We start from the raw sequence: 24,999 nt of genomic DNA, 5'->3' as shown, positions 1-24,999 counted from the left end.
GGTCCCGGTGCGCACGCCCCAGGGAAGTTGGCAGTCCGGTCGATGAGCAGTGTCAGCGTCGTGATCCCCTGCTACAAGTACGGCCACTTTCTGGCCGACTGCGTGAGCAGCGTGCTGGAGGAGCAGCAGGGCCTGGACGTCCGGGTGCTGATCATCGACGACGCGTCACCCGACGACTCGGCGGCGGTCGCCCGCAAGCTGGCGGCCGCCGACCCGAGGATCGAGGTGCGCGTCCACGAGCGGAACGCGGGCCACATCGCCACGTACAACGAGGGCCTGCTGGAGTGGGCGGACGGCGACTACGTGGCGCTGCTGTCCGCCGACGACCGGCTGGTGCCGGGAGCGCTGGTGCGGGCCGCGGCCCTGCTGGACGCCCACCCCGAGGCGGGTTTCGTCTACGGCAGGCCGCTGCGCTTCACCCACGGCGGCCCGCTGCCGGCGGCGCGCACGCGGGACTTCGGCCAGGTGGTGTACCCCGGGCAGTGGTGGCTGGAGCGGCGGTTCCGTGAGGGCACCGGGTGCATCACCTCGCCGGAGGTGGTGGTGCGCACCTCGCTGCAGCGGCAGGTGGGCGGCTACGACCCGAAGCTGCCGCACGCCGGGGACATCGAGATGTGGATGCGGCTGGCCGCGCACGCCGACGTGGGGTACGTCAGCGGCGCGGACCAGGCGTACTACCGGGTGCACGGGAACAACATGTCCACGGTCGACTTCGGGGGGCAGCTGGACGACCTGCGGCAGCGCAAGCTGGCCTATGACGCGGTGCTGGACAAGTGCGGGGACCGGCTGGCGGACCCGCAGCGGCTGGCGCTGACCGTGCACACCCGGCTGGCCCGGTTCGCGCTGCGCCGGGCGTACCGGGCGTACGACCGGGGCCGCACCGGCGTGGTGCCGGTGGAGGAGCTGGTGGAGTTCGCCCGGGAGTGCCTGCCGGGCTTCGAGGCGCTGCCGGAGTTCCGGGCGCTGCGGCTGCGGCGCAGGATCGGCGCGCGGGCGATGCCGTACCTGCAGCCGCTGGTGCTGTCGGCGGTGGCCGAGCGCGGCCGGGAGTGGCTGTGGTGGCGGTCGTGGAAGCGGCGGGGGCTGTAGTGCGGGGCGGCTGCGCGTCAGGCGGGCGCGGGCGCCGGCGCGGGGCGTGCGCCGCGGTCGCGGCGCAGGCGGCGGTCGGTCCACAGGGCCGCCAGGACGCCGCCGATCAGGCCGGTGAGGGCGACGCCGCCCAGGGCCCGGGTGCGGGCGCCGGTCTCCAGGACGGCGCTCGGCGGCACCAGCAGGTCCAGACTCATCCGGGAGCCGGCCGGGACGCGCTGGGCGTCCTGGAGGGCCTCCAGGTGGCGGCGGTAGACGGTGGTGATGGCGCGCACCGCGGAGTCCGCGGCGGCGCCGTCGCCCGCGCGGACCTGGATCTGCACCGAGGGGATCAGGTACTGGGGGGTGACGCTGGTGCCGCTGTTGCGCGGCAGCAGGGCGTAGCCGCCGTGCACGCCGGCGTCGGCCAGTTCGCGGGCCCCCGACGGCGCCCGCAGCTGCTGGACCACGGCGTAGGAGACCGCGGCGAGCGGCGGCTGGAGGTTGGCGAGCTGGTTGGGCTGGTTGCCGGTGACCGGGGGCTTGACCACGACGACGGCGGAGCTGAGCCAGGTCTGCGCGGGCCGCAGCACCGCGTAGGCGCCGCACGCGGTGAGCACCAGCGCGACGGCCAGGACGTACCAGCGGCGCAGCAGGGCGAGGACCACCTCACCAGGGGACACCGGGCCTCCTCCGGTCGGCTGGCACGATACTGTCAGGCGGCCGGTGCGACTGCCACCGGTTCGGGCCACTCGCCCGGGAATGTGCGGCGGCGCCCGAAGTCGGCGGCTCGCCGCCCGCGCGGCCTGGGGGTGCGGGCATGACGCTGGGCGAACTTCTCGCGGTGCTGGCCCGCCGCTGGTACCTGATGCTGCCGCTGACCCTGGCCGGGCTGCTGGCGGGCGGCTGGCTCTACACGACGGTGCCGGTGCAGTACACCTCGCAGAGTTCCATCTCGCTGCTGGACTCCACCGCGGTCGCCCGGCTCGCGCCGACGTACGGCAACCCGCTGTCCAACGCGGGCGGTTCACTGGTGGTCACCGCGGACGTGCTGATCAAGACGCTGCAGTCCTCGGACGCCGCGAGCGACCTGCACAAGCGGGGGGTGGGCGACCCGTACACGGTGGGCTTCGCGGCGGGCGCCTCGGGGCCGCTGGTGTCGTTCGCGGTGACCGGCACCGACCGGGCGCACGTGCTCGCCGAGACGCGCCGGCTGACCGACTTCGCCCAGGAGCAGTTGCAGGCGCTGCAGGCGGCCTCGCGGGTGGCGCCGCAGTACTACGTCAAGGCCGCGCCGATCGTGCTGCCGCAGACCCCGGTGTCGCAGCAGAAGAGCCGCTACCAGTACGTGGCGGCGGTGGTGATCGCCTGCACCACGGCCGGCTTCCTGCTGAGCTTCGTGGTGGAGAGCTGGTCGCGGGCCAGGCGCCGGCGGCGCGGGCTGCCCGCGCGCGCGGACCGGGCGCGGCCGGCGGTGCGCTGGACCCGGCAGCGGGCGCTGCTGCGCCGGCCGCTGGACGCCGCGACGATCCTCACCGGCTATCTGCTGCTGGCCTTCTTCGTGCCGTCGAACATGGCGCTGCCGGCGCTGGGCGGCGCCGGCACCCCGGCCAACGTCTTCGCGCTGCTCGGCCTGTTCTGGTACGTGGCGTCGTGGCTGACCGGGCGGATCACACCGGCCGCGGGGACCCGGGGGCCGCGCCTGGCGATGTGCGTGCTGGCCGCCGCGGTGCTGATGTCGTACGTGGCGGACGCGACCCGGGCCGGCTCGCACGAGGAGGTGCTCGGCGCCGACCGCGGGCTGATCCTGCTGCTGGTGTGGGTGTCGCTGGTGGTGCTCGCCTCGGCCGGGATCTCCGACCGGGACCGGCTGGACACGCTGCTGCGCCGGGTGGTGGTGATGGCGACGGTGGTGGCCGCGATCGGCTACTACGACTTCTTCGCCCGCACCAACATCGCGGACTCCATCAGCATCCCGGGCCTGCACACCAGTGTGGCGGGCATCGAGGCGATGGACCGCGGCGACTTCGTGCGGCCGCGCTCGACGACGGCGCACCCGCTGGAGTTCGGCGGCATGCTGGCCATCCTGCTGCCGTTCGCGATCCAGCAGGCCTTCGACCCGGTGCGGCGCAAGGCCGCCTGGATCCGCCGCTGGGGGCCGGTGGCGGTGATGGGCGGCGCGCTGCCGCTGACCGTGTCGCGGACCTCGATCATCGGCATCGCGCTGGTGGCGCTGGTGATGGTGCCGCGGTGGAAGCCGCAGCGGCGGTGGACGGCGCTGGGGCTGATGGCGGCGTCGGTCGGGGTCTTCAAGGTGCTGGTGCCCGGCCTGATCGGGACCATCACCACGCTGTTCTCGACGTTCCTGTCGAACTCCGACAGCAGCACCCAGGCGCGGACCGTGAAGTACTCCGCGATCGTGCCGTACCTGCGGGAACGGCCGCTGTTCGGGCGGGGGTTCGGCACGTTCAGCCCGGACCTGTACTTCTTCACCGACAACCAGTACATGCTGACCGCCGCCGAGATGGGGGCGCTCGGGCTGCTGGCGCTGGCGGTGCTGTTCCTCACCGGCATCCACCACGGCGGCGCGATCCGCCGGCTGGCCCGCACCGAGTCCGACCGGGAGCTGGGGCAGGCGTTCTTCGCGTCGTCGGTGGTGGCGCTGGTGATCAGCGCGACCTTCGACGCGCTCAGCTTCCCGATGTACGCGGGCATGTTCTTCCTGGTGCTGGGGGCGGGCGGCAGCTGCCTGGGCTTCCTGCACCGCCCGCGGCCGTCCGTGCCGGAGGCCGGCGGTGCGCCTCCCCGCTCCCCCGCCGCCGCGGCGCCCGCCGCGCCCGCCGACCTCGTGGAGTCCCGATGACCGACCCGAGCGGCGGGCGCCCCGTGGCGGTGCTCGTCGTCACCTGGAACAGCGCGGCGGTGCTGCCGGACTTCCTCGCCTCGCTGCCGCGGGGCATGGACGGCACGCCGTGGCGGCTGGTGGTCGCCGACAACGACTCCGCGGACGACACGGTGGCGGTGGTGCGCGCCCTCGCGCCGGACGCCACGGTGGTGCAGACCGGCCGCAACGCCGGCTACGCGGCCGGGGTGAACGCGGCGCTGGCCGCCACCGAGGGCTGGGAGGGCGGGGTGCGCGCGGCGATGGTGTGCAACCCGGACGTGCGGATGCGGCCGGGCTGCGCGAAGGCGCTGCTGGACGCGCTGGACGCGCCGCTGCCGGACGGCTCGCGGGTCGGCATCAGCGTCCCCCTGCTCTACGAGGAGGGCGCGGACGCACCCGTGCGGTCGCTGCGCCGCCGGCCGACGGTGCTGCGGGCGTTCGCCGAGGCGCTGATCGGCAATGTGCGGGCGGGGCGGTGGGCGGCGCTGGGCGAGACGGTCACCGACCCGGCCGCCTACGCCGCGGCGACCCGCGCGGACTGGGCGACGGGCGCGCTGATGATGATCTCCGAGCGGACGCTCGCGGCGTGCGGCCGGTGGGACGAGTCGTACTTCCTGTACTCCGAGGAGACCGAGTACTGCCTGCGGGCCGGCGACGCGGGTCTGGCGACCCGCCTGGCGCCGGCCGCGACCGCCGTGCACCTGGGCGGCGACTCTCGGGTGTCGCCGTACCTGTGGACGCTGCTGGTGCTCAACCGGGTGCGGCTGCACCGGCGCAGGAACGGGCCGCTGCCCGCGGTCTTCTTCTGGGCCGCGGTGCTGCTGCGCGAGTCGTCGCGGGCGGCGCTGGGCAAGCCGCAGAGCCGGGCCGCGGCGCGCGCGCTGCTCAGCCCGGCGCGGCTGCGGGAGCGGCCGGGCCGGCGGGCTGACGGGCTGACGGGCGGCGCCGCGGGCCGGCCCGGCGGTCGGCGGGGTCGGCCGGTGGGCCCGGTCAGACGGTGGGCGGGTCAGACGGTGGGCGGGGTCGGCCGGTGGGCGGGGTCAGGCGGGCTGTCGCGGGCGGCAGACCAGGGCGACGAAGTCGTGGCCGATCTCCGGCAGCGCCTCGTCCTCGACGGCGAAGCACCGCTCCAGCAGGGCGAGCGTCTTCGGGTCCTGGTCGCGCAGGTTGTGGGCGATGCCGGAGAAGGCGATGTGCAGCGCGGTGCCGCCGTAGGGGCGTTCCTCGACGACGTCGAAGAGCCGGCGCAGGCCCGGCAGCAGGGCCGCCGCGTCGACCGCCTCGGAGGGGTCGTCCAGCACCATCGCCATCCGGCTGGGCCGCACCACGCGGCGCTTGATCCGGCCGTCGGGCAACCGGCGCCGCTCCTCGGGCAGCAGCGCGAGCACCGCGTTCGCCGCCTCCAGCTGGCGGTCGGTCCACTGGAAGCGGGTGGGGCCGACGAACTCGTCCACCACGAACAGGCCGTCGGGCTCCAGCAGCGCGGCCAGCCGCGGCAGGGTGGCGTCCAGGCGGTCGAAGTGGTGCAGCGACTGGAGTCCGAGCAGCACGTCGAAGCGCTCGCCGCCCGAGGCCATCCGCTCGACGTCGGCGACCTCGAACCGCAGCACGTCCGCGAGGCCCTCCTCGGCGGCGGCGCGGGTGGCGAAATCGATCCGGGCCGGCGCCACGTCCACGCCCTTCAGCAGCGAGAAGGCCCCGGTGCGCGCCCACAGCAGTTCGTTCCCGCCGGTGCCGCAGCCGAGCGACAGGCCGCGCAGGCCGCCCTGCGGGGGAAGTGCGCGCGGGCGACGTACCGCGGGAAGGACAGGTCGGGGTCGCCGGTCATCAGGCGGTTCCAGCGGCGTATCACCGACGGGATCGCCCACCACTGGGTCAGCGAGGGCTCGACCTCCGTCCAGTGCTCGACCACCCGGGCGCCGCCGCGGACCCGGAGCTTGGCCACCACCGGGTTCAGCTCCAGCCGCCGCACCTTGCGCAGCAGCCGGTCGGCGTCGTGCCGGTTGACCAGGTTGTTGAACACGCGAGACCCCCCTCGCCCCCGGGCCGGTGCTCCGGCCGCGTCAGGCATCGTAGTGTCCAGCCGGGCGTCGGTTGTCCCAACTGGTGTAGAAACTCTCTGGATTGATCAGGTAGCGCACGGTCGGCTCCGGCACGTGGCGGACCCGGTGGCGGCGGGCGTAGCGGCGGATCAGCTCCCAGTCCTCGCGCGGCAGCACCTCGGGGGTGCGGCGCAGCCGGGAGAAGTGCAGCGCCCGGGTGCGGCGGGCGACGAAGGCGTTGGTGTCGAGGAACGAGGCGTGGGCGGCGCGCCGCCGGTCGAACGGGACGGACAGGACGTCGTGCTCGCCGCCGTCGGGCCGCAGCCGGCGCAGCGCGGTGTAGACGGCGTCGGGGCCGCCGGGGGCGCGCAGCACGGCCAGCGCGGTCTCCAGGTGCGCGGGCTCCCAGAGGTTGTCGTCGTCGAGGAAGGCGACGTAGGTCGAGCGGGTGAGCCGGATGCCGACGTTGCGCACCACTCCGGCGACCGCGGTGTTGCGGCTCAGCGACGCCGCGAACAGCCGGGGGTCGGCGGGGAGTTCGGGCAGCCCCGCGCCGTCGTCGACGACGATCACCACGTGGTCGGCGACGGTCTGGGCGAGCGCGGAGTCCACCGCGCGCAGCAGCTGCCCGGGCCTGCGGTGGGTGGCGACGACGGTGGCGACCAGGGCGTGCGGCGGGCGGACCCCGGCGGCGGCCAGCCGGCGCACCTCGGCGTCCTCCACGCGGCGCAGCCGCCAGGCGGTCGGCGCGAGCACGACCTTGTTGCGGGCCTCGAACAGCACCAGCCAGCCGAAGAGCCGTTTGAGCAGCTCCCACGGGGCGCGGACGGCGGAGCGCGGCACGCGTGTCCTCCTTTCAGACAGCGGTGGGTGTCACGGCTTCTCCGGGACGACGGGGGTGCCGTCGGACATCCGGTTGTCGCTCCACCTGTTGCCCTCGCCGTCGAAGTTCCAGGCGGTGACCGGCCCGTACGCGCCGCAGTGCGGGTGGTACTGGGAGGAGAAGATGTTGCCGGTGACGACGATGTGGTGGGAGCCGGGGCCGCCGCCGTAGAGGGCGTAGGCGCCGCCGGCCAGCCAGTTGCCGTCCACGGTGGTGTGGGCGACCGGGGCGGAGTCGGCGAACAGGCCGATGCTGGCGGAGGCGCCCTTGTCCAGGGGCACCGGGTTGAGCAGCGTGTTGTGACGGATGGACAGCTCGCCGGTGCCGCCGCCGTTGCTGATCACCGCGTCGGCGTGCTGGTACTCGCCGCCCTGGTTGACGAACGGGACGATGCCGTGGACGTAGTTGTCGTGGATGCTGCCCTGGCCCATGGACAGCGCGTTGCCGAACACCGACACGTCGTTCCAGCCGACCTCGACGGAGCTGGTGCTCATGTTGGCCACCGCGTAGTCGACGCCGCCGTTGTCCGGGCCCTTGCCGGGGCGGGCGGTGATCTCGTTGTGCAGCACCCGCAGGCCGTGGTAGCCGGGGCGCAGGTTGACGCCCCACCAGTTGGCGGAGTCGATGCGGCTGTCGATGACGGTCACGTCGTTGGCGTAGACGTCGAGCGAGCCGGTCAGGTCCCAGCCGCGGATGACCTCCTTGTCGGTCCTGATGGTCAGGTCGCCGGACCGGACGGTCTTCAGCGGCAGCCGCGGCCCGGTGGTGGAGGCGTCGGGGAAGCCGCACGCGCCCGGCGTCTCGCAGGGGCCCGACGCCGTCGCGGCGGCCGTCGTCCGGGGCGCGGACCGGGTGCCGGGCGGGGCGGTCGTCGTCGGCTTCGGCAGGGAGGCGCCGGGAGCCCTGGCGTCGTCGGCCTGCGGCGGCGCGGTGGAGGCGGTGGTGGCCGGCGGCCCCGAGGAGGTCACCGTGTCGAGCTGGCCGGGCTTGCACACCAGGGCCTGGACCGGGCAGTCGGCCGCGGTACGGGTCTCCCCCGAGCGTTCGGCCAGCACCACCGAGAGCACGACGGCCGCCACGGCCGCCGCGCAGACGGACGCGATCAGGTGCCTTCTGGCGCGGAATCTGTCACGGAACGTGTCGCGGAGCATGCGGGATCACCTCGGTGAGGGTTCTGAGGGCGTGGCGCCGCGCAGGAACCGGCGGCTCGGCAGCACGCACAGCGCGTACACCGCGAAGGCGGCGGCAGCGGTGACGAGCAGGGCCGGCACGCCGTCGCCGAGCCGGTGGTGGAGCAGGTACGTGGTGGCGGCCATGGCGGCGCCGCCCAGCGCCGGCCAGGCGCAGGCGCGGGCGATCCAGCGCAGCCCTATGCCGCCGCTGCGCAGCGCCGCCGCGAAGACCGGGACGACCAGGCCGGCGGCGACCAGGACGTGGCCCTGGGCGACGCCGACGATGCCGCCCAGCCGGGCGCCGGCGACCAGGACGGCGGCGAGCGCGCCGAGCCACAGCGCCTGGACGACCACCAGCAGCCGGCGCCTGCCGATGACCACCAGGCAGTCGTAGGCGAGTTCGCAGCCGATGCGCACCAGGCCGAGCGCCATCAGCCACGGCAGCGCGCGGGAGGCGGGCGACCACTGGCCGCCGTAGACGAGCCGGACCAGGGGTCCGGCCAGCACGCCCATCAGGACGCACAGCGGTACGGCGCCGGTGACCAGGACGCCCAGGGCCCGGCTGAATCCCCTGGCGAGGGCGGCGGGGGTGTCGGCGAGCCGGGAGAAGCCGGCGAAGGAGACCCGGCGGGCGGCCTCGGAGATGATCCGCACCGGCCAGCCCGAGACGTTGAACGCGAGGACGTAGAACCCGAGTTGGACCTTGCCCAGGGTCGATCCGACGACCATGGTGTCGATGTTGACCACGCCCAGGGCGAGCAGGCTCGCGCCGGCCAGCGGCAGTCCGAACCGCAGCAGGGCGCGGGCCTGGCGGGGGTCCCAGCCGAAGCGCAGGGTGCCGGGGGCCGCGACGGCCGCGCCGACGAGCCCCGCGGCGTTGCCGACGACCGCGCCGACCGCGAAGCTCATCGCGCCCCACCCGGCGAAGGCGAGCACGAGGGTGATCCCGGTGCTGAGCACGAAGTTGAGGGCGTCCAGCACCAGCCGGCGCACCTGGCGGAACTCCCGGGTGAGCACGCCGTTCGGGACCTGGGCGACGCCGTCGATGAGCACGGACACGCACATCACCCGCAGCACGCCGGTCGCGTCGGGCGAGCCGAGCGCCGCGGCGACGGCGGGCGCGGAGGCGAACAGCGCGACGTACAGGACGGCGCTGGACAGGGTGCCGAGGGTGAGGACGGTGGGGGCGAAGCGGCGCGGGTCGCCGTTCCAGCGGACGATGGCGAGGCCGACGCCGAGTTCGTTGGCCGACAGCAGCACCAGCAGCACGGTCTGGGCGATGCCGTAGACGCCCCAGGCCGCCGGGTCGAGGACGAAGCGCGCGAGGACGATGCCGGTGGCGAAGTTGCCGAGCCGGATCGCGACGGTGTTCAGCAGGCTCCAGCGGGCGGCGGAGCGGACGGTGCGGCCGAAGGCGGCGGGGGCGTCGGCGGGGGCGGTGGTGGGGGCGGCGGACCGCGCGGCGTCGGCCTCGGGGCGGGCGCCGGGCCGGCGCTCGTGTCGGCGCCAGGCTCGGCGGGAGCGGGCGGCGGCGGGGCGTGGGCGTGCCGGGGCGGCGCGGGGCCGGCAGGTCGGGCTCGTCGTCGTCCTGGACGGCCCACGAGGGCACCCGGCGCGGACGCGGCAGCGGCGGTGTGCCGCCGGCGTCGGCTGAGGCGGTGGTGGCGGTGGCGGCGGTGGCGGGCGACTCGGATGCGGCGGCAGGACCGCGGGCAGGGGCGGGCGCGCCGCCGCCCGTCGTGGCGGCAGCGCTCGGCCCCTCGTGCCGCTCCGATGCCTGAGCCCTGTTCATGGACGGCTCCTCGCCGGGGTGGTGCGGGGGTCGCGGGATCACACGAAGCGCGAGGTGCGCGGTTCGGGCAGGGGGGTGCCGTCGGCCGGTCCGGCCGCGGGAAGGTCGCCGGGGCGCTCGGCCGGGCGGGCCCCGTGGACGGAGCGGTCCGCCGTGTCCGAGGCGGCCCGCGCCGGGTCCGCGGGGTCGTCGGCGGAGCCGTCCGGGGCGGCGGGGTCCGAGGCGTCGCCGCCCCGGCCGGCGGGGCCGTCGTACCCGCCGCCGGGGCGTATGCCGTTCGGGTGCGTGCCGGCGCCGGGTGCGGCGCCCCGGCGGGGGTCGTCGGCCGCGTCGTCGCCGCCGGCCGGGACCGACCACCGGGGGGTGCCGCGCGACGGCCGGGAGCGCAGGGGCTCCGGGTCGGGCGCGGTCGTCGCACGGAGGGCGTCGGGCGGCGCGGCGGCGGGCCGCGGCGCGGCGACGTGCGGTTCCGAGCCGCTCCCTGACGCGCCGGCGACGGACGCGCCCGGAGCGTCCGGCCCGGCCGCCGCACCCGCCGGGCTCGCCGCGCCGCCGTCCGTGCCGCGGCCGGCCGCGTGGCGGCGGCCCGACCCGGCGCCCCGGGCGCGGGCCTCGGCCCAGAACGTCGCGGTGAGGCTGATCACGATGCCCACGAGCACGGCCATCACCAGATACTCCGTGCGGGACTTGACGGCCGCGGTCGGGGTCTGCGGCGGCACGATCACCGTCATCCGGATCTTCGCCTCGGTCTTCACCGACTGGTCGTCCTGGAGCTGGTCGAGGCGCTTCTCGGCGTACGATGCGAGGAGCTTGTCGGTGCGCAGCACCTGGTCCGGGTCGGTCCCGGTGGCGGTGAGCCACATCAGCGGGCCGAGCGCGTTGTCGGCGATCTTGGCGTTGGTGGTGCCGGTCGCGCCCTGCTCGCGCAGGTCGGACACCGAGGTGTCGGAGTTGAGGTTGCGGGCCAGGCTGTCGGCCATGCCGGTCAGCGAGGTCTGGGTGCTGAGGAAGGGGTTGCCGTCGAACTCCTGCGTCGCCTTCTCGGAGTTGAGCAGCATCACGGTGCTCTGCGAGGAGTACGTCTTGGCCACCGTCGCATAGGCGCCGCCCGCGAGGACCGCGGTCAGCAGCAGGCCCGGCAGCAGTACGTACCAGCGCCTGCGCATGACCCGGAAGATCTCAGCGAGATCCATGGTGTGTGTTCCCCCTCGCGGCCCTTTGGTGCGTGATGGTGAGCATATGGTGCGCGGTCACCCCGCGGGAGGCGTTCGCGAGCCGGAGGGCGCGTCCCGCGCGTTCGTGCCGCGGCCGTCGTCCGCGGGCCGGTCCGTGGGCCGGTCCGTGGGCCGGTCCGTGGGCCGGTCCGTGGGCCGGTCCGTGGGCCGGTCCGTGGGCCGGTCCGTGGGCCGGTCCGTGGGCCGCGGGCGCGTGCCGGGGGCCGCGCCGGCCTCCAGCAGCACGGCGGCGACGCGGTCGCCGGCCCGGCCGTCCCACAGGGCCGGGCGGCGGGGCGGCGGCGGGGCGTCCAGGACGCGGAGCGCGGTGGCGACGACGCGCTCCGGGTCGCGTCCGGCCAGCACGTTGGTGCCCTCGTCCACGGTGACCGGACGCTCGGTGTTGTCCCGCAGGGTCACACAGGGCACGCCGAGCGCGGTGGTCTCCTCCTGCACTCCCCCGGAGTCGGTGAGCACCACCGCGGCGCCGTGCTGGAGGGCGATGAAGTCGAGGTAGCCGGCCGGGGGCACGGTCCGCACGCCGGCGGGCACGCCGATCGCGGCCAGGCGTTCGGCGGCCCTGGGGTGCACCGGCAGCAGCAGCGGGAGGCGTTCGGCGATCGTGCCGAGGGCTTTCAGCAGGCCGGCGAGCACCGCGGGGTCGTCCACGTTGGCCGGGCGGTGCAGGGTGACCAGGCCGTAGCGTCCGGCGGTGACGCCGTGCCGGGCCAGCGTGTCGCCCGAGGTGGCGCGGTCGAGGTTGGCGAGCAGCGAGTCGATCATCACATTGCCGACCAGGTGGATCTGGTCCTCCCGGTACCCCTCGGCGCGCAGGTTGGCGACCGCGTCGGGCGAGGGCGCCAGCAGCAGGTCGCTGACCCGGTCGGTGACGACCCGGTTGACCTCCTCCGGCATGGTCCAGTCGCGGCTGCGCAGCCCCGCCTCGACGTGCGCGAGCAGCGGTCCGGCCTTGGCGGTGACCAGGGCGCAGGCCACCGTGGAGTTGATGTCGCCGACGACCACGACGGCGTCCGGCGCCGTCTCGGCGAGCAGCGGCTCGAAGGCGGTCATCACCCGGCCGGTCTGCTCGGCGTGGCTGCCGGAACCGACGCCGAGGAACCGGTCGGGCGGCCGGATGCCGAGGTCGCGGAAGAAGACGTCGTTCATCGCCGGGTCGTAGTGCTGCCCGGTGTGCACCAGCAGCACCTCGGCGCCGCGCCGCTCCAGGGCGTCCATGACCGGCTTGGTCTTCATGTAGTTGGGGCGGGCGCCGGCGACGCAGACCACGCGCATCACAGCACCTCCACCGCGGGGCCCGACAGCCGCCTGCGGCAGTCCAGCACGAAGCCGGCGTGCTCCATGACCAGATCGTAGTCGAAGGCGTCGTGGTCGGTGAGCAGCACCACCACGTCGGCGTTCGCGATCTCCTTGCGGGTCAGCTCGACCCGCACCAGGCGGGGGTCGACGGCCGCGGTCTCCACCACGTGCGGGTCCGCCGCCCGGACCTTGGCGCCCATGTCCAGCAGCAGCCGGGAGATGCGCAGCGACGGCGACTCGCGGGCGTCGCCGGTGTTCTTCTTGTACGCCAGGCCCAGCAGCAGCACCCGGGAGCCGTTGACCGAGCGGCGGCGCCGGTTGAACGCGTCGATGATGCGGCGGGTGACGTACTCGGGCATGTGGCCGTTGATGTCGTTGGCCAGCTCCACGAACCGGAAGCTCTGGCCGAGTTCGCGCTGCACCCGCCAGGACAGGTACGACGGATCGATGGGCAGGCAGTGGCCGCCGACGCCGGGGCCCGGGGTGAACTTCATGAAGCCGAACGGCTTGCTGGACGCGGCGTCGATGGCCTGCCACACGTCGATGTCGAGGTGGCGGGCGAACATCGCGATCTCGTTGACCAGCGCGATGTTGACGTGCCGGAAGGTGTTCTCCAGCAGCTTGGCCAGCTCCGCCTCCTTCGGGGAGCCGACCGGCACGGTGGTGTCGACCAGCCCGGCGTAGAAGTCCTGGACGGCCTTGAGCGAGGCGGCGTCCACGCCGGAGACGACCTTGGGGGTCTGCTGGAAGCCCCACACCGGGTTGCCGGGGTCGATCCGCTCGGGGCTGTAGCCGAGGTGGAAGTCCGCGCCGGCGGTCAGGCCCGAGCCGTCCTCCAGCAGCGGCGCGAACAGCTCCTGGGTGGTGCCCGGGTAGGTGGTGGACTCCAGCACCACGGTGGCGCCCGGGCGCAGGTAGCGGGCGAGGGTGCGGGCGGACTCCTCGATGAAGCGCAGGTCCGGCACGCCCTCGTGCAGCGGGGTGGGCACGGTGACCACGGCGACGTCGAAGCCGCCGCAGTCGCGGGCCGCGTCGCTGGGGCGGTAGGCGCCGCGGTCCATGGCGGCCACGACCCGTTCGGAGGAGACGTCCTCGACGAAGGAGACGCCGGCGGCCAGCGACTTGATCCGCCGGGCGTCGACGTCGTATCCGATGACCTCGTGGCCCACCTCGGCGGCCCGGATCGCCAGCGGGAGGCCGACGTAGCCCTGTCCAACCACGACGACGCGCATCAGCAGCTCCTGTTCGCGGACCCGGTGACGGGCACGGCGGGGGTTCGGCGGACGAGTTCGCGGGCCGTCATCATCACGAAGGCCGCGTTGGTGGTGAGGTAGCGCCGGCCGAGCCGGCGGGGTTCCTGGAGCAGCCGGTACAGCCACTCCAGGCCGAGCCGCTGCCACAGCCGCGGGGCCCGGCGGGTGACGCCGGCCAGCACGTCGAAGGAGCCGCCGACGCCGTGCACGACGCGCACGCCGGTGCGCGCGCCGTGGGCGGCGGTGAAGACCTCCTTCTTCGGCGAGGTCATGCCGAGGAAGAGCAGGTCGGCGCCGCTGTCGCGGACGGCGTCGGCCACCTGCTCCTGCTCGGCGTCGGAGAAGTAGCCGTCGCGGGCGCCGGCGATCTTCAGCGCGGGGTGGCTGAGGGCGAGCCGGCGGGTCAGCTCCTGGACCACGTGCGGCTTGGCGCCCAGCAGGTAGACGCTGTGGCCGGCCCGCTCGGCGGCGTCCAGCAGCCGGGTGAACAGGTCGATGCCGGCGACCCGTTCGGGCAGCCGGGCGCGCAGCGGCCAGGCCCAGACCACCGCCTGGCCGTCGGCCACCACCAGGTCGCAGCCGGTGACGGCGGCGCGCAGCCGCGGGTCGCGGCGCATCGCGACCAGCTTGGCGGCGTTGACGACGCCGACCTCAAGACGCTCGCCGTCGCGCACGGCGGCCAGGCACCGCTGAACGGTCTGGTCCATCGTCAGCGGGTCCATCGCGACGCCGAAGAGGGTGACGCGGCCGCTCATGCCCGGGCCTCCGGGCGTGCGGCGCAGGTGCGGGACGCGGCGGCGGGCGGTTGTGCGGGGGCGAGCCAGGCGTGCAGCATCCAGCCGAACTCGTACGGCCGGCACTCGCGGTCGATCGCGGCCGGCCGGTACACGCGGTCGAGCAGCGCCAGCCGGTCGCCGGGCCGCACCCGGGTGGCCAGGCCCCGGGCGGCGCGGACCGCCTTGCGCGGGTCGCCGCGGTGGACCTTGCGCCAGGTGACGCCCAGCGCGTCCTGGATCATCGGCTCCTCGACGCCGGCCGCGGCCAGTTCGGGCGGCGCGGCCATCCAGGCCAGGCCGCGGCGGATCCAGCGGCCGTAGTCGCCGCCGCCGGCGTCGGCGAGGTCGAAGAGCGCGGTGGGCGCCATCGCGTGCTGGTGGACGCTGTAGACGGGGTAGCCCTCGACGGTGCGGCCGGTGCGCGCGTCGTAGTGCCACCACCACTGGCCGCCGTCGCCCTGCAGTTCGCAGATGCGGGCGGCGCAGGCGTCCGCGGCGGCGAGCGCCTCGGGGTCGTCGCCGGTGGCGTGCGCGCGGGCGAGCGCCTGCAGCGGGTAGGTCTGGTCGGCGAAGCAGCTCACGTGCGCCCGGTAGCCGGGGACCTTGCCGGGGCCGGTGGCGTGCGGGAACAGCGGGCTGTCGCCGACGCGGGCCCGCAGCAGCCGGTCGCGGGCGGCGGCCAGCGGGCGCTCGACGTCGGCGCTCGCGCGGGCCGCGGCCAGCGCGGAGAGCACCCAGGCGGCCTCGACGGTGAAGCGCGGGCCGGCGTCGGCGTCGAGCGCGGCCACGCGGTCCAGGGCCGCGGCCAGCCCGTCGGCGCCGGTGTCGGCGGCGGCCCAGGCGATCAGCGCGGCGTCGCCGAGGTCGTCCACCCGGGGCAGCCGCTCGACGAGCAGCGCGGCGAACTCCCGCGCAGTGCGCCCGCCGAGCACCGCGCGCTGCCGCGGCTCGGGCAGCAGGCGGGCGCCGAGCACGGTGATCGCGGCGTAGCGGACGCTCTCGCCGCGGCCGGCGAGCGCGGTGGCCGCGGCGGGCGCCGTGCCGGCCGTCGCCCCGGCCGTCGCCCCGGCGGGCGTGGCGGCGCGGGTGAAGACGAACGTGTCGCCCCCCGGCCCGAGCATCGCGGGCAGGCCGGCTTCGCCACCCCCAGCAGGCGTTCGGCCAGAGCGTGCAGCAACGGGTCCTCGCCGCCGAGCGCGGCGAGACGTGTCGTGGTCATCGTCCCCTCACAATGATCATGGGCAAGCTATGTCCGCGGTGCGCTTCAGCCGCCGGAGGCACGGCACGCCGGCCGTGCCGGTCCCGGGCGCGGAACACCCGTGTCGTGGTGCGCCGTCGGCGCGCCCGGTCCTGCTGGATCGTGCACACCAGCCCCCCTGGTCACCTGCTCGCGGCCGCGCGGCCGGTCCGGGCCCAGTCCCGGACGCTCGGCGCGCCGCCGATGTCTCCCCACCCCCGCCGGAGCGGACCGATCGCCCGTTCCGGCACGCAGCGTGGAGAACACGATATGCCTGCGGATGTACGCCGTTTCATGTTTTGCGGAAACCTGCCGCCGTCTGTTCACACCGGGTTCCGTTTCCGCCGTTCCCGCACGCTCCGGCGGCGCTCCTCGGGCCGCCGTACCGGCGTCGCGGCGGCTCTGGAGGGGGCCGCGGGCGCGCTCCGGTCGGCGCGAGGCGACCGGACGGGACGGGCGGGGCCCGGCCGGGGTCCGCGGTGCGGTCGGGCCGGCTGGGACCGGGGCCGCGCGGGAGTCAGCGGCGCTCGAAGAGCGTGCCGTCCTTCTCGTCGTACAGCTCGCCGGAGGCGGGGCAGCTCCAGACGCCCGGCTCGTCGGGCCGTTCCGCCAGGCGTTCGCCGGACCTGCCGACCCAGCCGATCCGCCGCGCGGGCACCCCCGCCACCAGGGCGAAGTCCGGCACGTCGCGGGTGACCACCGCGCCAGCGGCGACCATCGCCCAGCGGCCGACGCGCACCGGCGCCACGCACACCGAGCGGGCGCCGAGCGAGGCGCCCTCGGCGACGCGCACCGCGACCGGCTCCCAGTCGCCGGCGCGCTTGGGGCGGCCGTCGGGGTCGACGGCGCGCGGGAAGTAGTCGTTGGTGAGCACCGCGGCCGGGCCGACGAACACCCCGTCGGCGAGTTCGGCCGGCTCGTAGACCAGCGCGTGGTTCTGGAGTTTGACGTGGTCGCCGATGCGCACGCCGGGGCCGACGTAGACGCCGCGCCCCACGTTGCAGCCGCGGCCGAGCCGCGCCCGCTCCCGGATCTGGGCCAGTTCCCAGACCGTCGTCCCCTCGCCCAGCTCCGCGCCCGCGTCCACCTGCGCGGTGGGCTGAATCCTGACCGTCACGCGCCGACCCTCCCCAGGGGACGCACTCGGACGTCCCCGCACGTCCCCGACACCGCCAGGCTCCCCCGGGACGCCGCCGGACTCCCCCCGGCAGGTCCCGCCTGTCGCACGGAGCATAGGTGCGCGCCGGGGCGCGGCGCGACGGACCCGCGCCTGCCCGCCCGCCGGGACGGGCCCGCGGGTCACAATGGGTCGCCGCCGGAAGGGGCCGGTGGCCAGGGGACCGAGCGGAGGGCGTGGTCGAGGTGCGTGAGCTGGGGATTCCGGGGGCGTGGCTGCATGAGCCGCGGGTGTTCAGCGATCCCAGGGGGGACTTCCACGAGTGGTTCAAGGAGGGCGCGCTCGCCGCGGCGACCGGCCGCACGCTGCGACCGGTCCAGGCGAACGCCTCCACGTCCGTACGCGGATCGCTGCGCGGCGTCCACTACGCCGACGTACCGCCGGGCCAGGCGAAGTACGTCACCTGTGTACGCGGCGCGGTGCTGGACGTCGTGGTGGACCTGCGTGTGGGGTCGCCGACCTTCGGCGCGTGGGAGGGGCTGCGGCTGGACGCGGACGGGCGCGCGGCGCTGTTCGTCTCCGAGGGGCTGGGCCACGCGTTCATGGCGCTGACCGACGACGCGACCGTGATGTACCTGTGCTCGCAGGAGTACGCGCCGGCCCGCGAGCACGGCGTCGACCCGCTCGACCCGGAGCTGGGCATCGCCTGGCCCGAGGGGATCGAGCCGCTGCTGTCGGCGAAGGACGCGCAGGCGCCGACGCTCGCCGAGGCGCTGGCCAAGGGCATGCTGCCGTCGTACGAAGCGTGCCTGGCGCAGTACGCGGCGGCGGCCGGATAGGCCGGCCGCCGGGCCGTCCGGGGCCGGCCGCCGGATCCGGGGCAGGGCCCGGCGCCGGACCTCCCGGCGGGGCCCGCCTCAGATCCAGCGGCCGGTGCGGTGGCCGAAGCCGGTGTCGGAGCCGCGGTGCCGCGGCAGGTCGAGCAGGTACTCGCCGTAGCCGCTCTTCCGCAGCGGCTCGGCGAGTTCGCGCAGCCGGGCGTCGTCGATGAAGCCGGCCAGCCAGGCCGCCTCCTCGATGCAGCCGATCTTGAAGCCCTGCCGCTCCTCCACCACGCGGACGTACTCCGACGCCTGGACGAGGGACTGGAAGGTGCCGGTGTCCAGCCAGACCGTGCCGCGGTCCAGCACCCGCACGGTGAGCAGGCCGCGTTCCAGGTAGTGCTGGTTGACGTGGGAGATCTCCAGCTCGCCGCGGGCGCTGGGGGTGAGCCGCCGGGCCACCTCGACGACGCCCGCGTCGTAGAAGTACAGGCCGGGCACGGCGTAGCGGGAGCGGGGCGGGCCGGCTTCTCCTCGATGGACAGCGCGCGGCCCTGCTCGTCGAACTCCACCACGCCGTAGTCGCCGGGGTTGGCGACGGCGTGCGCGAAGACGACGCCGCCCTTGGGCTCGCCGGAGGCGCGCAGCTGACGGCCCAGGTCGGCGCCGTGGAAGATGTTGTCGCCGAGGATCAGCGCGACCGGTTCGCCGCCGATGAACTCCTCGCCGATCAGGAAGGCCTCGGCGATCCCGGCGGGCCGCTCCTGCACGGCGAAGGACAGCCGGAGCCCGAGCCGGGAGCCGTCGCCGAGCAGCCGCTCGAACTGCGGCCGGTCCTGCGGCGTGGTGATGACCAGGATGTCCCGGACCCCGGCGCTGACCAGGGTGGTCAGCGGGTAGTAGATCATCGGCTTGTCGAAGACCGGCATGAGCTGCTTGGACACGGCCATGGTGATCGGCCACAGACGGGAGCCGGTGCCGCCGGCGAGCACTATTCCGCGCATGCCGGTGATGGTAGCCATCGGGGCCTTTCACCGTGTTGGACCGCGGAAATCCGCATTCCCCGGCCGGCGGCAGGCGCCTGGCCTAGCATGGCGGTGCCATGCGCATACTCGTCACCGGCGGGGCCGGCTTCATCGGATCGCAGTTCGTGCGGGCCGCCCTCGGCGGCGCGCTGCCCTCGGGCCCTGGCGCCCGGATCACCGTCCTGGACAACCTCACCTACTCCGGCAACGAGGCGAACCTCGCCCCGGTGGCCGGCCGCGCGGACTACGTGTTCGTGCACGGTGACATCCGCGACCGCTCGGTGGTGGACGAGGTGATGGCCGGGCAGGACGCGGTGGTGCACTTCGCGGCCGAGTCGCACGTGGACCGCTCGATCGTGGACGCCTCGCCGTTCGTGACCACCAACGTGCTGGGCACCCAGGTGCTGCTGGACGCCGCGCGGCGGCACCGGGTGGGCCGCTTCGCGCACGTGTCGACCGACGAGGTGTACGGGTCGATCGCCCGGGGGTCGTGGACCGAGCGCTCGCCGCTGGCCCCGAACTCCCCCTACGCGGCGTCGAAGGCCGCCTCCGACCTGATGGTGCTGGCCTACCACCGCACCCACGGCATGGACGTGACGGTCACCCGCTGCTCCAACAACTACGGGCGGTACCACTTCCCGGAGAAGATGATCCCGCTGTTCGTCACCAACCTGCTGGACGGCCGGAAGGTGCCGCTGTACGGCGACGGGCGCAACGTGCGCGACTGGCTGCACGTCTCCGACCACTGCCGGGGCGTCGACCTGGTGCTGCACCGGGGCCGGGCGGGCGAGGTGTACCACGTGGGCGGCGGCACCGAGCTGACCAACCGCGAGCTGACCGGGCGGCTGCTGCGGGCCTGCGGGGCGGACTGGGACCGCGTCGAGCAGGTGCCCGACCGCAAGGGGCACGACCTGCGCTACTCGCTGGACATCGGGAAGATCCGCGACGAGCTGGGCTACGAGCCGCTGGTCGGGATCGACGAGGGGCTGGCCGACACCGTGGCGTGGTACCGCGACCACCGCGACTGGTGGGAGCCGCTGAAGGCCAAGGCGGAGCTGCCGCGGTGACCCGCTGGCTGGTCACCGGCGCGGGCGGGATGCTCGGCCGGGACCTGGCGCGGGTGCTCGGCGCGACCGCCGGCGCGCGGGTCACCGCGGCCGACCGCGCCGCCCTCGACGTCACGGACCCGGCCGCGGTGGACGCCGCCGTCGCCGGGCACGACGTGGTGGTCAACGCCGCGGCGTGGACGGACGTGGACGGCGCGCAGGAGCGCGAGGAGGAAGCGGCCCGGGTCAACGGCGAGGGGCCGCGGACGCTGGCGCGGGCGTGCGCGGCGCACGGCGCGGTCCTGCTGCAGGTGTCGACCGACTACGTCTTCCCCGGCGACGCGTCGCGCCCGTACGCCGAGGACGCGCCGACCCGGCCGGTCAACGCGTACGGGCGCGGCAAGCTGGCCGGGGAGCGGGCGGTGCTCGGCCTGCTGCCGGAGCGCGGCTTCGTGGTCCGCACCGCGTGGCTGTACGGCGCGCACGGCCGCAACTTCGTCACCACGATGCTGGAGCTGGCGGGGCGGCGGGAGACCGTCGAGGTGGTGGACGACCAGGTGGGGCAGCCGACCTGGTCGGGGGCGCTGGCGGTGCGGCTGGCGGAGCTGGGGTCGGCGGCGGTCGCGGGCCGGGCGCCGGGCGGGATCTACCACGGCACGGCCTCGGGGCAGGTGAGCTGGTTCGGGCTGGCGCGGGCGGTGTTCGAGCTGGCCGGACTCGATCCGCGGCGGGTACGGCCGACGACCTCCGACCGTTTCCCGCGGCCGGCGCCGCGGCCGGCGTACAGCGTGCTGGGGCACGGGGGCTGGGAACGCGCGCAGTTGCCGCCGATGGCCGCGTGGCGCGACCAACTCGGCGATGCCATGCCGGAGTTGGTGCGACCCTCCCGCGGCTGACGCGCCGGGACGGACCGGCCGCCGGCCCGCGGGACCGGCCGGGGGCCGACGCGCGGACGGAGTCCGCGGGCCGGCGCGAAGGGGCGGCAACGGCCCGCGTTCCCGCTGGACTTGGCGCGACCTTTGCCGATCGTTGGTGCTGCTCTGGTGCCACCACTCCCAGTGTTGTCTGCACACTGACAACCATGCAACGCGCGTCACACGACTCCCACCCGTGCACGCGCGAGGCACCTGCACCGCGAGTCCCGCGAGAAGGAGCAGCATGTCGGCAACCAAGCGCTTCACCGCCGCGTCCGCAGTAGCGGCCGCGGTCCTGTCCACCCTGGCCACCGCGCCCGTCGCGGTCGCCACGGCCGCGCCGGTCCTCAACACGCCGGTGGCCTCCCACCACCTGATCGGCCCCGGCGGCCTGATCCAGCACAGCACCAGCGGCAACTGGGCCGGCTACGCGGCCACGGGCTCCACCTTCACCAGCGTCTCGGCGAGTTGGGTGCAGCCGGCGGTGAGCTGCGGCAGCGCCACCACCTACTCGTCGTTCTGGATCGGCATCGACGGCGACGGCAGCAACTCGGTGGAGCAGACCGGCACCGAGGCCGACTGCTCGGGCGGCCGGGCGTACTACTCGTCGTGGTACGAGATGTACCCGGCCTACCCGGTGAACTACAGCAACACCGTCTCCCCCGGCGACCACTTCACCTCGACGGTGTCGGTCAGCGGCAGCACCTTCACGCTCACCCTCACCGATGTCACCAGGGGCTGGACGAAGACCACGACGAAGTCGTCCAGCACGGCCAAGAAGTACTCGGCGGAGGTCATCGCCGAGGCGCCGTCGAGCTCCACCGGCGTGCTGCCGCTGTCGAACTTCGGCACCGCGTCGTTCACCAACTCCACGGCGAACGGCCAGCCGATAGGCAACTTCAGCCCGGACCGGATCAACATGGCGTCCGGCAGCACCACGAAGGCCACCACGTCGGCGCTGTCCGGCGGCGGGAACTTCAGCGTGACCTGGAATCACAGCTAGGGTCCGCCGCGCCGGGCCGTGCGCGTGGCGCGTGTCCGCCGAGCGGGCACGCGCCACGCGCACACGGCGCACTCCCTCCGACGCGCCCGGCCGGACCCCGACTCCGGCCCGGGCGCGCGGCGCGCGGTCGTGCGGCGCCGCGCGCGGTCGCGGGCCGGGACCCCGCGCGCCCGGCGGAGCCCGGCGGGTCAGTCCCCGGCGAGACCGGTGATCGCCGGCTGGCCGAGCGGCGCGCTCTCCGGCTCGATGCCGGCCGCGGCCAGTGCCTGCTGCGCGATCTGGCTGGCCCGCGCCTCGGCGGCGGGCGCGTTCTCGGCCGCGACCTCCAGCCGCAGGCTGAAGGCGGGCGTGCCCGGATAGACGGAAAGGATGTCCAGGTCCTCCGCCTCGCCGAAGTCGGTGCCCTGCGGATCGACCGGACGCAGCGCCCGCACCAGGGCCGCGCGCTCCGCGTCGGTCCTGGGGGTGAGGAAGGTGCCGGGCACGGTGACGACGTAGGTGCTCATGGGGTTGCGTCTGCCCACCGGGCGCTGCCGAAACACGCGGTCCGCCCGCGCCCGTTTCACGCCGTTCTGCTCGGGTACGCGTCCCGGACCGGAAGGGGCGGCGGCGGGCCCCGCCCGCCGCGGCGGCCCCACCGGTCGGCAGAGCACGACGCACCACCGGTACGACCAGGGAGGTCACAGCCCTATGGCAGACCAGGGAAGCAACAAGACCGGCTCGGTCCGCGACGACGAGCTGAAGAGGGAGATCCAGGGCGAGCTGAAGGCGGGGCGCGCCGTGCGGGTCGAGGAGGACTTCGAGCCGCAGCCCTCGGGCGAGGACCAGCCGGTCGCCGAGTTCAGCGCCGCCGTCCCGGAGGGCTCCGCGCCGCCCGGGATGACCCCGCAGGACGTGGCGCTGCGCAGCGCCCTGGCCCGGCACCTGGAGCGCGGGCTCTTCCCGGCCCGCCGCTCGGCGCTCCTCGGCGCCCTCCACCGCCACCAGGCCCCCGACGACCTGCTGGAGCGGGTGGCCGCGCTGCCCGACCACGAGTCGTACGAGAACGTCCAGGCGGTGGTGCGCGCGCTCGGCCTGGGCGTGGAGGCGCGGCGGGTGTGACCGCCGCCGGTCCGCGGGCGCGGCCGGTCGCCCACGGGCGCTACCGTGGAGACCGCGCCGGACCGGCGGGGAGCCGGGCCGGCCCGAAACCGCCGCCGGAGGGACCATGACCGCGACCGCCCCGGCGCCGGTCGCGACCTGATGCCCGAGGAGGACGCCGTGCCCGCCGACGTGGACCTGCGCAAGCTGCGCCACTTCGTGGCGGTGGCGCAGGAACTGCACTTCGGGCGGGCCGCGGAACGGCTGCACCTCGCGCAGCCGGCGCTGTCCCGGCAGATCCGCGCGCTGGAGGACGAGCTGCGGGTGCGGCTGTTCGACCGCGACCGGCGGTCCACCGCGCTCACCGCGGCCGGGCGCCAGCTGCTGGCCGACGCGCCCGGCCTGCTGGCCGCGGCGGAGGGCGTGCACCGGCGGGTGCGGCAGGCCGCGGACGGCGACGGGACGTTCACGGTGGCGTTCATGCCGGGCGTCAGCGTCACCGCGCCGGTGCGGGCGCTGCTCGCGCGCCGGCCGGACCTGCGGGTGGAGCTGGTGCGCACGTACTGGGACGACCAGGCGCTGGTGGTGCGCGACGGGCGGGCCGACGTCAGCTTCGTGCGGATGCCGGTGGAGCGGGCCGGGCTGCGGCTGCGCCCGCTGTTCACCGAGCCGCGGGTCGCGATCCTGCCCCGCTCCCACCGGCTGGCCAGCCGGGCGTCGCTCGGCATCGCCGACCTGGCGGCGGAGCGGCTGCTGCAGGACCCCGACGCGGTGCCCGAGTGGCGCGACCTGCCCGGCCGGCCGCGTCCCGAGGACGGCGGACCGCCCGCCGCGCCGACGGTGCGCACCATGGAGGAGAAGCTCCAGTACGTGGCGGCGCTGCGCGGCGTGGTCGTCGCGCCGCTGTCGGCCGCCGCCCACTACGCCGGCCCCGACGTCTGCCACGTCCCGGTCGACGACATCGCCCCCGCCCAGGTCTGTCTTGCCTGGTCCGCCGACCGGGAGGACACGCCGCTGATCGAGGACTTCGCCGAGCTGGCGGCGGCGTCCTGCGCCCAGGACGGAGCGCGGCCGGAGTCCCAGGAGGGGCAGCGGGGCGCGGCCCGGGACGGAGAGCGGGTCGCGGTGCGGGACGGAGCGCGGGACAGGACGCAGGGCGCGGCCCGGGACCGGGCACAGGACGGTGCGCGGGACGGTGCGCCGGCCGCGGCGGAGGCGGCCGGGCCGCAGGCGTGAGCCGCGGGCGGTCCCGGTCCGCTGGAGCGGGGCCGGGGCGGGCCGCCCGCGGCGGCCCCGTCCGTGCTCCGGCTCCGCCGGTGCCGCGGACTCCCCGCCGGGCAGCGCCCCGCCCCGCCCGGATCAGGACGCGAGTTCGCCGAGCACGTCGTGGTGGGCCGGAGCCCAGCCCAGCTCCTTGCGGGCGCGGGCGGCGCTGAACCGCTGGTCGAAGCCGAACGGCTCGGCGATCGGACCCATCCGCCGCTCCGCCTCGGCCGGGGTGAGGACCTCGACCGCGCCGGGTGCGCCGACCGCGCGGCTGACCGCCAGGACGATCTCGGCGTGGGTGGGCTGCTCGTCGGCCGCGGCGCCGTAGACGGAACCGGGCGCGGCGTCGAGCGCGAGCGCGTACAGCTCGGCGGCGTCGTCCACGTGGACGACGGCCCAGTGGCCCGCGCCGTCGCCGATGCGGGGGACGGCGCCGTGGGCGCGGGCCGGTTCGGCGAAGTACGTCTCGATCAGGCCGCCGCCGCGGCCGTAGACCACGCCGGGCATGACCAGGACCGGGCGGGCGCCGGCCGCGGCGGCGGCGAGCACGCGCCGCTCGTTGGCCTCGCGCCAGGCGGTGATCCGCGGTGGCCGCCGCGGCGCGTCCTCGTCGGCCACCCCGTCGGTGTCGCCGTAGACCCACAGCCCGCCGGTGTGCACGTAGGCGCCGCGCCCGCCGAGGCCGTCCAGCATCGCCAGGGCGGCGTCGAGGTCGCGGGCGGCGGTGTCGGCGGCGTAGTCCACGCCCAGGTGGATCACGGCGTCGGCGGCGCGCGCGGCGTCGCGCAGCACCGTGAGGTCGGTCAGGTCGCCGGGCACGGGGTCGGCGCCCAGTCCGGCCACCGCGGCGGCCGACCGCTCGCTGCGGGCCAGGGCGCTGACGTCGTGGCCCCGCCGGACGAGCGCCCGAACGGTGGCGGCGCCGAGGTAGCCGGAGCCGCCGGTGAGGAAGACACGCATGGGAGACAGCCTTTCGGTCGTGCGTACGCGAGGGGCGTACGTCTCCACCGTCGGTGCGCCGGTGGTCTCGCGTCCAAGACCGGATCGCGCGGCTGTGATGCCCGGCGGGCATCAGCGTGCCCGCGGGCG

General features: G+C 75.6%; 23 protein-coding genes and 2 pseudogenes. 9 read left to right on the top strand and 16 right to left on the bottom strand.

Annotation, left to right across the window (positions count from 1 at the left end; genetic code table 11):
• Nucleotides 1–42 precede the first annotated feature (42 nt).
• Entirely contained in the window at nucleotides 43–1,089 is a 1,047-nt protein-coding gene (locus VSR01_RS37305; RefSeq protein WP_326453387.1) for a glycosyltransferase, read from the top strand.
• Between the two features lie 17 nt (nucleotides 1,090–1,106).
• On the opposite strand, the gene VSR01_RS37300 is transcribed toward VSR01_RS37305, so the two are convergent.
• Nucleotides 1,107–1,751 carry a hypothetical protein gene (locus VSR01_RS37300; RefSeq protein ID WP_326453386.1) on the bottom strand — a complete coding sequence of 215 codons (645 nt, stop codon included), beginning with the start codon at nucleotides 1,749–1,751 and terminating at the stop codon, nucleotides 1,107–1,109.
• Between the two features lie 137 nt (nucleotides 1,752–1,888).
• On the opposite strand from VSR01_RS37300, the gene VSR01_RS37295 reads away from it, so the two are divergent.
• Both VSR01_RS37295 and VSR01_RS37290 read left to right on the top strand, forming a co-directional pair.
• Complete coding sequence (locus VSR01_RS37295) at nucleotides 1,889–3,931, top strand: O-antigen ligase family protein (RefSeq protein WP_326453385.1); 2,043 nt, start codon at nucleotides 1,889–1,891, stop codon at nucleotides 3,929–3,931.
• A pseudogene (locus tag VSR01_RS37290) lies at nucleotides 3,928–4,233 on the top strand (glycosyltransferase family 2 protein); the annotation flags it as partial. The gene VSR01_RS37295 and the pseudogene VSR01_RS37290, both read left to right, overlap by 4 nt.
• A gap of 233 nt (nucleotides 4,234–4,466) precedes the next feature.
• Here the strand turns inward: VSR01_RS37290 and VSR01_RS37285 are convergent.
• From VSR01_RS37285 to VSR01_RS37230, 12 genes are all read right to left on the bottom strand, one after another.
• Nucleotides 4,467–4,805 carry a hypothetical protein gene (locus tag VSR01_RS37285; protein ID WP_326453384.1) on the bottom strand — a complete coding sequence of 113 codons (339 nt, stop codon included), beginning with the start codon at nucleotides 4,803–4,805 and terminating at the stop codon, nucleotides 4,467–4,469.
• A gap of 187 nt (nucleotides 4,806–4,992) precedes the next feature.
• Nucleotides 4,993–5,703 (bottom strand): class I SAM-dependent methyltransferase, encoded by a 711-nt coding sequence (locus VSR01_RS37280; RefSeq protein ID WP_326454003.1) that lies wholly within the window; start codon nucleotides 5,701–5,703, stop codon nucleotides 4,993–4,995.
• A complete protein-coding gene (locus VSR01_RS37275) occupies nucleotides 5,634–5,975 on the bottom strand; it encodes a hypothetical protein (RefSeq protein ID WP_326453383.1) in 342 nt (113 codons plus the stop codon). Before VSR01_RS37275 ends, VSR01_RS37280 begins: the two co-directional genes overlap by 70 nt.
• 40 nt (nucleotides 5,976–6,015) lie before the next feature.
• Nucleotides 6,016–6,837 carry a glycosyltransferase family 2 protein gene (locus tag VSR01_RS37270; protein ID WP_326453382.1) on the bottom strand — a complete coding sequence of 274 codons (822 nt, stop codon included), beginning with the start codon at nucleotides 6,835–6,837 and terminating at the stop codon, nucleotides 6,016–6,018.
• A gap of 30 nt (nucleotides 6,838–6,867) precedes the next feature.
• Nucleotides 6,868–8,028: a hypothetical protein gene (locus tag VSR01_RS37265; protein ID WP_326453381.1), complete on the bottom strand. Its 1,161-nt coding sequence runs from the start codon at nucleotides 8,026–8,028 to the stop codon at nucleotides 6,868–6,870.
• Between the two features lie 6 nt (nucleotides 8,029–8,034).
• On the bottom strand, nucleotides 8,035–9,423 hold the full coding sequence (locus tag VSR01_RS37260; protein WP_326454002.1) for an oligosaccharide flippase family protein: 1,389 nt from the start codon (nucleotides 9,421–9,423) through the stop codon (nucleotides 8,035–8,037).
• Between the two features lie 456 nt (nucleotides 9,424–9,879).
• Entirely contained in the window at nucleotides 9,880–11,034 is a 1,155-nt protein-coding gene (locus VSR01_RS37255) for a hypothetical protein (RefSeq protein ID WP_326453380.1), read from the bottom strand.
• Between the two features lie 57 nt (nucleotides 11,035–11,091).
• Nucleotides 11,092–12,348, bottom strand: a complete 1,257-nt coding sequence (wecB, locus tag VSR01_RS37250) for a non-hydrolyzing UDP-N-acetylglucosamine 2-epimerase (RefSeq protein ID WP_326453379.1) — start codon at nucleotides 12,346–12,348, stop codon at nucleotides 11,092–11,094.
• The gene (locus tag VSR01_RS37245; RefSeq protein ID WP_326453378.1) at nucleotides 12,348–13,604 is read right to left on the bottom strand and encodes a nucleotide sugar dehydrogenase; all 1,257 of its coding nucleotides are present in this window, start codon (nucleotides 13,602–13,604) and stop codon (nucleotides 12,348–12,350) included. The genes wecB and VSR01_RS37245 overlap by 1 nt, the downstream gene beginning before the upstream one ends.
• Nucleotides 13,604–14,380: a WecB/TagA/CpsF family glycosyltransferase gene (locus VSR01_RS37240; protein ID WP_326453377.1), complete on the bottom strand. Its 777-nt coding sequence runs from the start codon at nucleotides 14,378–14,380 to the stop codon at nucleotides 13,604–13,606. The genes VSR01_RS37245 and VSR01_RS37240 overlap by 1 nt, the downstream gene beginning before the upstream one ends.
• Nucleotides 14,377–15,522 (bottom strand): hypothetical protein, encoded by a 1,146-nt coding sequence (locus VSR01_RS37235; RefSeq protein WP_326453376.1) that lies wholly within the window; start codon nucleotides 15,520–15,522, stop codon nucleotides 14,377–14,379. Before VSR01_RS37235 ends, VSR01_RS37240 begins: the two co-directional genes overlap by 4 nt.
• A 633-nt stretch (nucleotides 15,523–16,155) precedes the next feature.
• Nucleotides 16,156–16,755 (bottom strand): acyltransferase, encoded by a 600-nt coding sequence (locus tag VSR01_RS37230; protein WP_326453375.1) that lies wholly within the window; start codon nucleotides 16,753–16,755, stop codon nucleotides 16,156–16,158.
• A gap of 245 nt (nucleotides 16,756–17,000) precedes the next feature.
• Between VSR01_RS37230 and rfbC the strand changes: the two genes are divergently transcribed.
• A complete protein-coding gene (rfbC, locus tag VSR01_RS37225; protein ID WP_326454001.1) occupies nucleotides 17,001–17,594 on the top strand; it encodes a dTDP-4-dehydrorhamnose 3,5-epimerase in 594 nt (197 codons plus the stop codon).
• Between the two features lie 78 nt (nucleotides 17,595–17,672).
• Here rfbC and rfbA read toward each other — a convergent pair.
• Nucleotides 17,673–18,580: pseudogene (gene rfbA / locus VSR01_RS37220) on the bottom strand (glucose-1-phosphate thymidylyltransferase RfbA).
• 98 nt (nucleotides 18,581–18,678) lie between these two features.
• On the opposite strand from rfbA, the gene rfbB reads away from it, so the two are divergent.
• The 3 genes from rfbB to VSR01_RS37205 all read left to right on the top strand — a co-directional run bounded on the left by rfbB (nucleotide 18,679) and on the right by VSR01_RS37205 (nucleotide 21,564).
• On the top strand, nucleotides 18,679–19,668 hold the full coding sequence (gene rfbB / locus VSR01_RS37215) for a dTDP-glucose 4,6-dehydratase (RefSeq protein ID WP_326453374.1): 990 nt from the start codon (nucleotides 18,679–18,681) through the stop codon (nucleotides 19,666–19,668).
• The gene (gene rfbD / locus VSR01_RS37210) at nucleotides 19,665–20,543 is read left to right on the top strand and encodes a dTDP-4-dehydrorhamnose reductase (RefSeq protein ID WP_326453373.1); all 879 of its coding nucleotides are present in this window, start codon (nucleotides 19,665–19,667) and stop codon (nucleotides 20,541–20,543) included. Before rfbB ends, rfbD begins: the two co-directional genes overlap by 4 nt.
• Before the next feature lie 262 nt (nucleotides 20,544–20,805).
• Complete coding sequence (locus tag VSR01_RS37205; RefSeq protein ID WP_326453372.1) at nucleotides 20,806–21,564, top strand: G1 family glutamic endopeptidase; 759 nt, start codon at nucleotides 20,806–20,808, stop codon at nucleotides 21,562–21,564.
• A 188-nt stretch (nucleotides 21,565–21,752) separates the two neighbouring features.
• Here VSR01_RS37205 and VSR01_RS37200 read toward each other — a convergent pair whose 3' ends face one another.
• The gene (locus tag VSR01_RS37200; protein WP_326453371.1) at nucleotides 21,753–22,070 is read right to left on the bottom strand and encodes a hypothetical protein; all 318 of its coding nucleotides are present in this window, start codon (nucleotides 22,068–22,070) and stop codon (nucleotides 21,753–21,755) included.
• A 184-nt stretch (nucleotides 22,071–22,254) separates the two neighbouring features.
• On the opposite strand from VSR01_RS37200, the gene VSR01_RS37195 reads away from it, so the two are divergent.
• Together VSR01_RS37195 and VSR01_RS37190 are read left to right on the top strand one after the other, a co-directional pair.
• Entirely contained in the window at nucleotides 22,255–22,665 is a 411-nt protein-coding gene (locus tag VSR01_RS37195) for a DUF2795 domain-containing protein (RefSeq protein WP_326453370.1), read from the top strand.
• Nucleotides 22,666–22,824: 159 nt separating this feature from the next.
• Nucleotides 22,825–23,880 carry a LysR family transcriptional regulator gene (locus tag VSR01_RS37190; protein WP_326453369.1) on the top strand — a complete coding sequence of 352 codons (1,056 nt, stop codon included), beginning with the start codon at nucleotides 22,825–22,827 and terminating at the stop codon, nucleotides 23,878–23,880.
• 123 nt (nucleotides 23,881–24,003) lie between these two features.
• On the opposite strand, the gene VSR01_RS37185 is transcribed toward VSR01_RS37190, so the two are convergent.
• Nucleotides 24,004–24,870, bottom strand: coding sequence for an NAD-dependent epimerase/dehydratase family protein (locus VSR01_RS37185; protein ID WP_326453368.1), 867 nt, complete (start codon nucleotides 24,868–24,870; stop codon nucleotides 24,004–24,006).
• Nucleotides 24,871–24,999: the final 129 nt, after the last annotated feature.

The organism is Actinacidiphila sp. DG2A-62 (assembly GCF_035825295.1).
Classification (GTDB): Bacteria; Actinomycetota; Actinomycetes; order Streptomycetales; family Streptomycetaceae; genus Actinacidiphila.
Note: the sequence above shows the minus strand (reverse complement) of the source record. Positions and strands in the feature narration are given on the sequence as shown.